Annotated in this window: 9 protein-coding genes; 7 read left to right on the plus strand and 2 right to left on the minus strand. The window is 61.9% G+C overall.

Annotation, left to right across the window (positions count from 1 at the left end; genetic code table 11):
- The first annotated feature begins 160 nt into the window (after positions 1-160).
- On the plus strand, positions 161-1,564 hold the full coding sequence (locus BLW02_RS18825) for an amidase (RefSeq protein WP_092701538.1): 1,404 nt from the start codon (positions 161-163) through the stop codon (positions 1,562-1,564).
- On the opposite strand, the gene BLW02_RS18830 is transcribed toward BLW02_RS18825, so the two are convergent.
- The gene (locus tag BLW02_RS18830) at positions 1,561-2,304 is read right to left on the minus strand and encodes a TrmB family transcriptional regulator (protein ID WP_092701541.1); all 744 of its coding nucleotides are present in this window, start codon (positions 2,302-2,304) and stop codon (positions 1,561-1,563) included. The two genes, BLW02_RS18825 and BLW02_RS18830, sit on opposite strands and share 4 nt — an antisense overlap.
- A 299-nt stretch (positions 2,305-2,603) precedes the next feature.
- Here BLW02_RS18830 and BLW02_RS18835 point away from each other — a divergent pair, with 299 nt between their 5' ends.
- The 6 genes from BLW02_RS18835 (at position 2,604) to BLW02_RS18860 (ending at position 8,135) form a co-directional block, all read left to right on the plus strand.
- Positions 2,604-3,812, plus strand: a complete 1,209-nt coding sequence (locus BLW02_RS18835; RefSeq protein WP_092701544.1) for an ABC transporter substrate-binding protein — start codon at positions 2,604-2,606, stop codon at positions 3,810-3,812.
- A gap of 78 nt (positions 3,813-3,890) precedes the next feature.
- Entirely contained in the window at positions 3,891-4,760 is an 870-nt protein-coding gene (locus BLW02_RS18840; RefSeq protein ID WP_092701547.1) for a branched-chain amino acid ABC transporter permease, read from the plus strand.
- A gap of 26 nt (positions 4,761-4,786) precedes the next feature.
- Positions 4,787-5,719: a branched-chain amino acid ABC transporter permease gene (locus tag BLW02_RS18845; protein ID WP_244273763.1), complete on the plus strand. Its 933-nt coding sequence runs from the start codon at positions 4,787-4,789 to the stop codon at positions 5,717-5,719.
- The gene (locus tag BLW02_RS18850) at positions 5,716-6,444 is read left to right on the plus strand and encodes an ABC transporter ATP-binding protein (RefSeq protein ID WP_092701559.1); all 729 of its coding nucleotides are present in this window, start codon (positions 5,716-5,718) and stop codon (positions 6,442-6,444) included. Before BLW02_RS18845 ends, BLW02_RS18850 begins: the two co-directional genes overlap by 4 nt.
- Positions 6,444-7,148, plus strand: a complete 705-nt coding sequence (locus BLW02_RS18855) for an ABC transporter ATP-binding protein (RefSeq protein WP_092701553.1) — start codon at positions 6,444-6,446, stop codon at positions 7,146-7,148. Before BLW02_RS18850 ends, BLW02_RS18855 begins: the two co-directional genes overlap by 1 nt.
- A gap of 51 nt (positions 7,149-7,199) precedes the next feature.
- Positions 7,200-8,135 (plus strand): carbon-nitrogen hydrolase family protein, encoded by a 936-nt coding sequence (locus BLW02_RS18860; RefSeq protein ID WP_092701556.1) that lies wholly within the window; start codon positions 7,200-7,202, stop codon positions 8,133-8,135.
- 139 nt (positions 8,136-8,274) lie between these two features.
- Here the strand turns inward: BLW02_RS18860 and BLW02_RS20125 are convergent.
- Positions 8,275-8,498: hypothetical protein (locus BLW02_RS20125; protein ID WP_208859761.1), on the minus strand; the 224-nt coding region annotated here is incomplete at its 5' end.

Raw genomic sequence — 8,498 nt, forward strand, 5'->3', positions numbered from 1 at the left:
TGACACCTGGGCGGGAAAATCGAGTGTCTCAGCCGGCTTGATGGCGCTTCCGCGGTGCGATACTTGGCCTCATGCGGTTAAAACGCCTATCCGTTTGCCAGCGAAGGGACAATCCTGGACCGTTCGCTTGGCATGATCTGATTATCCGCGGGAGGGGCAAATGCTTAACGAATTCCCGACTGCGATTGCATTGCGTGATGCAATCGTGGGCAAAGAAATTTCCGCCGTTGAAGTGGCGCGGCAGTCCCTGGAGCGGCAGAACGCCTTAGAGCCCCTGCTGAACTGCTTTTCGACGACGACCCCTGAAATGGCCCTGGCTTCCGCCGAAAGCGCCGACCAGGCGTTGCGGCGGGGCGAGGCGCCGGGCGCGCTGCATGGCGTGCCGATCTCGGTCAAGGATTTGATTGCGGTGGGCGGCGTGCGGCAAACCTTTGGGTCGCGTTCGATGGCTAATAATGTCGCCCAGGCCGATGCCCCTGCGGTGGCGCGCGTCAAGGCAGCCGGTGCCTGTATCGTTGGAATTACCACGACCAGCGAATTCGGTTGCAAGGCCGTGGGTGATTCTCCACTGACCGGTATTACCCGCAATCCCTGGAATACGGCCAAGACCCCGGGCGGTTCCAGTTGCGGCGCCGCCGCCAGCGTGGCCGCCGGCGTTACGCCGTTTGCCCTTGGAACCGATGGTGGCGGCTCGATCCGTGAGCCGTCTTCGCTCACGGGCCTGTTCGGCATCAAGGCCCAGTTCGGCCGGGTTCCTGTATTCCCAGCGTCCGCTACGCCGACGCTGGGCCACGTTGGCCCGCTGGCTAGGTCAGTGCGGGACGCCGCCTTGCTGCTATCGGTGGTCGCAGGCCATGATCCGCGCGATCCGTTTTCGGTGGCAGGCGATGTGCCGGATTTCCTCGGCGCTTGCGATCTGCCGGTCAAGGGCATGCGGCTGGCCTGGAGCCCAACGCTCGGTTACGCCAAGCCGGATGCGGAAGTCGTGCGCATCACAGAGGCAGCAGTGATGAAATTCAGGACTCTGGGGTGCGAAATCATCGACCTCGCCGATGGCATTGGCAATGATCCGGCGGATTTGTGGATGGCGGAGTTTTACGCAGGCGTCGGCACCCGCCTGAACGATACCTTGCGCAATCGAAGCGAGTTGCTCGATCCAGCCGTAGTAGCCATGCTGGACAAGGCACTTGACCAGACCCTGTTCGACTATTATTCGAAAGTGTTTGCGCGTTACCAATTCCGTGAAAAAATCCGGGCGCTGTTCGAGCCCTTTGATTTGCTGTTGACGCCGACCGCGCCGGTAGCCGCCTTCGATGTCGGGGTGGATGTGCCGCCACAATTTGCTGATCGCAACGTATGTTCATGGCAGTACTATACCTATCCCTTCAACCTGACCGGCCAGCCGGCGGCGTCGCTGCCGGTGGGCTTTACTTCAGCGGGTTTGCCGGTGGGCTTGCAGCTGGTCGCCAGAATCAACCGTGAATCGGATATTTTCCGCGCAGCGGCGGCCTTCGAGGCGGCCTACCCTTGGGCCGGGATACTGCCGCCGGGAATCGCAGGCTAGGCAAGGGGTTCGGTCGAAATCGTCCAGATCCCTTCGAACAGCGCTTCGTGCAGCCGCGACAGCTCTTCGCTCTGGAAAATCATGCCGTAATTTTCCTTCTTCGATGAAATGAAGGCCACCTTGTCATCATAGATATAGGTGGTCATCGACAGTAATACCGACGGCGGCGCATAGCGCAGTTCGCGCATTTCCGTGCTGCTTTGCGGCCAGATCCGGTCGACATCCTTGATAGCCGAGCGCAGCACGCGCAGATGGATCCCCCGTTCTACGCGTTCGGCAATATATTCATTGAATTTCGCCTGGCCCGGGATCTCCAGCAGGTCATCCATCGACAGGATGCCGCGCAACTGTTTTGAGCGGCAAGTCAGCGTATCCATCAATACGGTGTGGATGCCTTCCTCGCCTTCGTAAAAGCGGATGTTGGGCTTCGACTTTGCCCGGTTGTAGATCGAGCGCAGCTGCGGCAGCAGATCGCCCATGACCTGGCGCTTGAGTTCCAGCCGCTGCAGGATCACCACCGGATCTTCCGCCAGCACGTGGCGTTTGCCATCGCGCTCGACCATGCTGATCAGACCTTCCTTCTCCAATTTGTCCAGCAAGTCATACGCTGTGGTGCGGCCGAGTCCGGCTTTTTTTGCGACTTGCTGCACCGGGGCTTCGCCAAGTTCCAGCGCGGCCAGGTAAGCCTGGTAAAGCTTGCCATCGATGCCGAGAGTGGCAAGCTGCTGTTCGAATTGCATGGTCTTTTAGGGTAAACGAGATGGCTGCATTTTACCCCGGCGAATACACTCGCGGCAAATCATGAAAATGCATTTTGTCGATAAAATTCGACAGCACAAATTCAGTGCATTTTCGCTATAAGTCGCTGTTTCGTGGGGCATAACTCAAATTTTGCTCCCCCTATTAGTGCGATAAAAATTAATTTGTCGAAAATTATTGACGATAAAAATTGACGCGCATAAGATCCGTTTTGTCAGGCAGCCAGCAGCCTGCGGCGCCTGAAGCGACTTTCCATCCACTGATCCGTCTAGGAGTTTTCATGAACATCCGTAACCAGAAACTGACGCGCGCCGGCCTCGTGGCGGCCGCGATTGCCGCCGCCTTTGCTGTTGTGCCAGCTGCCCATGCGCAAAAAGTCGTCAAGCTCGGGGTGATCATGCCGATGTCCGGCCCCAACGCCGCATTCGGCAATACTTCGCTGAACGGCATCAAGCTGGCAGTGGAAGAATTCAATGCCAAGGGCGGCGTCAAGTCGCTGGGCGGCGCCAAGATCGAACTGGTGGTGGCCGACATCCCGCAGCCCAACGCCGCCGCAGCTGCCACCCAGCGCCTGATTTCGCAAGAGCGCGTCTCCGGCGTGATCGGCTCCTTCGTGTCCTCGGTCACCATCGCCGCCTCGGAAGTCACCGAGCGCGCCGGCGTGCCGCTGATTACCTTTGCCTTTGCCGATGAAATTACCGGTCGCGGCTACAAGAACGTTTTCCAGGTCTCGCCCAAGGGCTCCGTGGTCGGGCGCGCCCAGTTCGACTATGCGCTCGGGCTGTCCAAACAGGCCGGCGAGCCGGTGAAGAAGGTTGCGATCCTGTATGAAGACACCGCTTACGGCACCGCCCAGGCCAAGGGCCTGCGCGAAGGCGCCAAGGCCGCCGGCATCGAGGTGGTTGTGGACGAGGCTTACCCGCTCGGCATCACCGATGCCACGCCGCTGGTCAACAAGGTGCGCGCTTCCGGCGCCCAGATGGTGTTCCCGGTGTCCTACCTGAACGACTCGCTGCTGATCATCCGCACCATGCGCCAGCAAAACATTACCACGCCGACGATTGGCGGCGCGGCCGGCTACATCATTCCGGACTTCAAAAAGGGCCTGGGCCAGTATGCCGAAAACGTGCTGTCGATCTCCACCGCCAGCTACGATACCGCGCCGGCGATCGGCGAGCGCTACAAGGCCAAGTACGGCGCCTTCATGCCGCATGACGCATTGATTTTCGGCGCGGCTACCGAAGCCATGATGCAGGCGGTCGACCAGGCCAAGTCGGACGATCCGGCCAAGGTGCGCGACGCGCTGGCCAAGATCAAGTATTGCGACGGCATCGCCAAGGGCATTCCGGCAGGATGCGTGCAGTTCGACCAGACCGGCGCTGCCGTCGGCGCCAAGCCGGTCATGGTGCAGTGGCGCGGCAACGACCTGGTCACCGTCTATCCGGCCGAGCTTGCCAAGGGCAAGGCGATCTGGGGCGGCGCCAGGTAAGCAAGCCGCGGGCGCCGCTCGCCCTCTGCAGGGGCGGGGCGCCCGCTTTCGTCCCCGTCTTTTCTTCAACGGATCATCATGCAATTCATTCAAGCCATCATCGACGGCATCCTGCTTGGCGGCGTCTACGGCGTCATTGCCACCGGTTTGTCGCTCGTGTTCGGCGTGCTCGGCATCGTCAACTTCGCCCAGGCGGAGTTTTTGATGGTGGGAATGTACGCCGCTTTCTTCGCCTGGCGCCTGCTCGGACTTGATCCGATGCTGGGCGCCTTCTTTTCGCTGCTGGTCGGCTTCGGCCTCGGCTATCTGGCGCAGCGCTACCTGGTCTCGCGCGTCATGAAGGCGCCGGCGTCGTCGCAGATTTTCCTCACGGTCGGTCTCATGATCGTCATCGAGAACGCCGCGCTGCTGGTATTCGGCTCGGACTACCAGTCGGTGCAGACGCCATACCAGACTGCCAGCATCACGCTCGGGCCGCTGTTCGTCAGCGCGCCGTATGCGCTGGCGTTCGGCATGTCGCTGCTGGTCAGCGCCGCGTTGTGGTGGTTCCTGACCCACACCTGGATGGGGCGATCGATCCGCGCCACTGCGCAAAACAGCATGGCCGCCACCCTGATGGGCGTGGCCACCAAGCACACTTACGCGGTCGCCTTCGGCATCGGCACCGGTCTGACCGCCTTCGGCGGCGGCGTGATCCTGCCGTATCTCACGGTCAGCCCGACCATCGGCCAGAGCTTCGCCGTGCTGATGTTTACGGTGGTGGTGCTGGGCGGCCTGGGCAGCGTGGTCGGCGCCCTGGTCGGCGGCATCGTGGTCGGCGTCATCCAGTCTGTCTCGGGCCTGCTGTTTCCGATCCAGCTGCAGAACCTCGTGCTGTTCGTTGTGTTCATCGCCGTGCTGGCGTTCCGGCCGCAAGGTCTTATCTCTTCCGGGTTCAAAAAACGATGAAAGCCTCACGCATCCTTCCCATCCTGTTGATCGTCGCCCTGGCCGCGCCCTGGTTCTTCGATGCCCGCGGCTACGGCATCCGCGTGCTGTGCATGATCTTCCTGTTCGCCGCGGTGGCGCAGGCATGGAACATCGTCGGCGGCCTGGCCAACCAGATCTCGCTCGGCCACGCTGCCTTCTTCGGCATCGGCGCCTATACCTCGACCATCCTGCTGATCAAGTTCGGCGTCTCGCCCTGGCTCGGCCTGGTCGTCGGCATGGCGCTGGCGATGGCGCTCGCGGTGCTGCTGGCGCTGCCCACGCTGAAACTGGCCGGGCATTACTTCGCCCTGGCCACGCTGGCCTTCGCCGAGGTGTTGCGCATCATTGCCAACAGCGCCGGCAGCCTGACCGGCGGCCCGCAAGGCCTGTCGATCCCCTTCAATCCGAACGGCGGCTTCTGGGCCTTCCAGTTCTCCAGCACGGTGATGCATTACTACATCATGCTGGCGGCCTTCTTGCTGGTCAGCGGCGTGTTCTGGGCCATCAAGGTATCGGCCTTCGGCTACCGCCTGCGCGCAGTGCGTGAAAACGAGGATGCCGCCGAAGTCGCCGGCGTCGACACCTTCCGCACCAAGCTGATGGCGCTGTTGATCTCCGCCGCGCTGACCGCGTTGTGCGGCACGCTGTTTGCGCAGTTCAATTTCTTCTTCGACCCCGATTCGGTATTCGGCTCCAGCGCGATTTCGATCCGCATGGCGCTGATCACCATCATCGGCGGCATCGGCACCCTGGCCGGCCCACTGCTGGGTGCGCTATTCCTGCTGCCGCTGGAGGAATTTATTAACGCAACCCTGTCCAGCCGTATTGCCGGCCTGTCGCAGCTGGTCTATGGCGTGATCCTGATCGTCATGATCCTGGTGAAGCCGGCCGGATTCGTCGCGCTGTTCTCTGGACGCAAATGGAGCTGGATCAAATGACTACCTTGCTGCAAGTAGAAAACGTCACCGTCAGGTTCGGCGGCCTGGTGGCGTTGAATAATGTTTCGTTCACCCTCAATCCGGGCGAAATCGTCGGCCTGATCGGCCCCAACGGCGCCGGCAAGACCACGCTGTTCAGCACGCTGGTCGGCCTGGTCAAGCCCAGCGAGGGCAGGATCGTCATCGAAGGCGAGCGCATCGACGGCAAGCGGCCGCACCAGGTCGCCCGCCACGGCATGACCAAGACTTTCCAGAACGTTTCGCTTTTCCCGGACATGAATGTGCGCGACAACGTGGTGGTGGCGGCGCTGTCGCACAGCAACCTGGCCGATGCCCGCCGCACCGCAGACGCCGCGCTGGAGCGCCTCGGCCTGGCGTCGATCGCCGATGCGGAGGTGGCTGACCTGACTTTCCCGCAGCGCGCATTGGTGGAAGTGGCGCGCGCCATGGCGACCCGCGCCAGGATCCTGCTGCTGGATGAAGTGATGGCGGCCCTGAACCCGGCCGAAATGGACGCGGTGATGGACGTGCTGAGTTCGCTGCGCGATGAAGGCCTGACCCTGTTCGTGGTCGAGCACCACATGCGCGCCATCATGCGCCTGTGCGACCGCATCCTGGCGTTGCAGTTCGGCGGCCTGATCGCCAGCGGCACCCCGGCGGAAATCGCCGCCAACCCGGTGGTGATCGAAGCTTACCTCGGCCGCGAGAAAAGCAAGGAGGCATGATGCTGACAATCGAAAAACTCAATGCCGGCTACGGCGGCAAGGATGTGCTGCACGATGTATCCATTTCGGTGGCCACCGGCGAGACCGTGACCCTGCTTGGCGCCAATACCGCGGGCAAGAGCACCTTGTTGCGCAGCATTTCCGGGCTGGTGCCGCAGGTGCGCGGCAAGATCGACTTCAATGGCGAAAGCCTGCTCGGCCGCGCCGCCCACACCATTCCCGCGCTGGGCATTGCCCACGTGCCGGAGGGACGCCATGTGTTCCCGCTCATGACGGTGTACGACAACCTCGTGATGGGCGCCTATACCCTGCGCCATACGGCACAGCTGGATGCCAGGATCGAGGCCGTATTCGAACTGTTTCCCCGACTGCGCGAGCGGCGCACCCAGGCGGCGGGATCGATGTCGGGTGGCGAGCAGCAGATGGTGGCCATCGGCCGCGCGCTGATGCTCTGCCCCCGGCTTCTGTTGCTCGACGAGCCCAGCCATGGGCTGGCGCCGATCGTGGTCGACGAACTGCATGAGGCGCTCTTGCGCATCAACGCCACCGGCGTGTCGATCCTGCTTGTCGAGCAAAACGCCTCGCTGGCCCTGTCGATTGCCACCCGCGGCTATGTGCTGGAATCGGGCCGGCTGGTGCTCGAAGGCAGCGCCGGCGACTTGCGTTCCAACGACGAAGTGCGGCGCGCCTATCTCGGCCTGTAGGCGGGCGCATTGCATTCATTCCAACAAATCCATTTTCTATCAAGGATCAACATGACTACTCACCGTGTCGCCGTCATCCAGGCTTCTTCCGTACCCAGCGACAGCGCCGCCACTGTCGACAAGCTGATCAGGCTGGCCACGGACGCCCGTGGCCAGGGCGCCGAACTGGCGGTCTTTCCGGAAGCCTTCCTCGGCGGCTATCCGAAGGGCGCCGATTTCCACATTGCGCTGGGCGCCCGTCCGCCGGAAAGCCGCGAGGAATTTCGCCGCTACTATGAAAACGCGATCGCCGTCCCCGGTCCGGAGACCGAGCGCATCGGCGCCGCTGCAGCGGATCTCAAGCTGTTCATCGTGGTCGGCGTGATCGAGCGCGCCGGCGGCACCCTGTACTGCACCGTGCTGTTTTTCGGTCCGGACGGCAGCCTGCTAGGCAAGCACCGCAAGCTGATGCCGACCGCCGCCGAACGCTACCTCTGGGGCCAGGGCGACGGCTCGACCCTGCCCGTGTTCGACACCCCGGTCGGCAAGCTCGGCGCCGTCATCTGCTGGGAAAACTATATGCCGATGCTGCGCATGGCGATGTATGGCAAGGGCATCGAAATCTATTGCGCGCCGACCGCGGACGACCGTCCGACCTGGTTGCCGAGCATGCAGCACATTGCGCTGGAAGGGCGCTGCTTCGTGCTGTCTTCCTGCCAGGTCTTGCGCGGCAGCGAATTTCCGAAGGAATTCAGGAATGAGATTTCAACCGACCCGGATGCGCAGTTGATGCGCGGCGGCAGCTGCATCATCGACCCGCTCGGCAAGGTGCTGGCCGGTCCGGTCTTCGACGAGGAAGCGGTGCTGGTGGCGACGATCGACCTGGCCGATATCCCGCGCGGGCGTTTCGACTTTGACGTTGCCGGACATTACGCGCGGCCGGACATTTTCAAGCTGACGGTAAATGAAACGCCGTTGCGGCCGATCGTGACCGTGCGCGAGGAGTAAGTTGCAAGCGCTGCGGGATAACTGTCGAAAATATTTACAGTTGCAGGAAAATTTCTTGGTTGAAATTTAGATTTCCCAATAAAAACAATCACTTGGCTTGGGTGGCGCGACTTTTGCATTGTAGATGCCATATTGCAATTTAATAGCCTCTACCCAATCCAAGGATTCCCATGAAAAGCTTCAAGCATTTCCTGATTGCCGCTACCCTGATGCTGTCGGCCACCGCAGCCTCCGCTGCCGCCCTGCTCACCAACAGCGCCGATCCCGCGAAACCACCGGCACCGGCCAGGACAAGACCGGCAGCAAAAAGGTGGTGGCGTTCAAGAAGGCCATCATCGCCGCTGGCAGCCAGGCCGTGCGCCT

Source organism: Acidovorax soli, from assembly GCF_900107605.1.
Classification (GTDB): domain Bacteria; phylum Pseudomonadota; class Gammaproteobacteria; order Burkholderiales; family Burkholderiaceae_C; genus Acidovorax; species Acidovorax soli.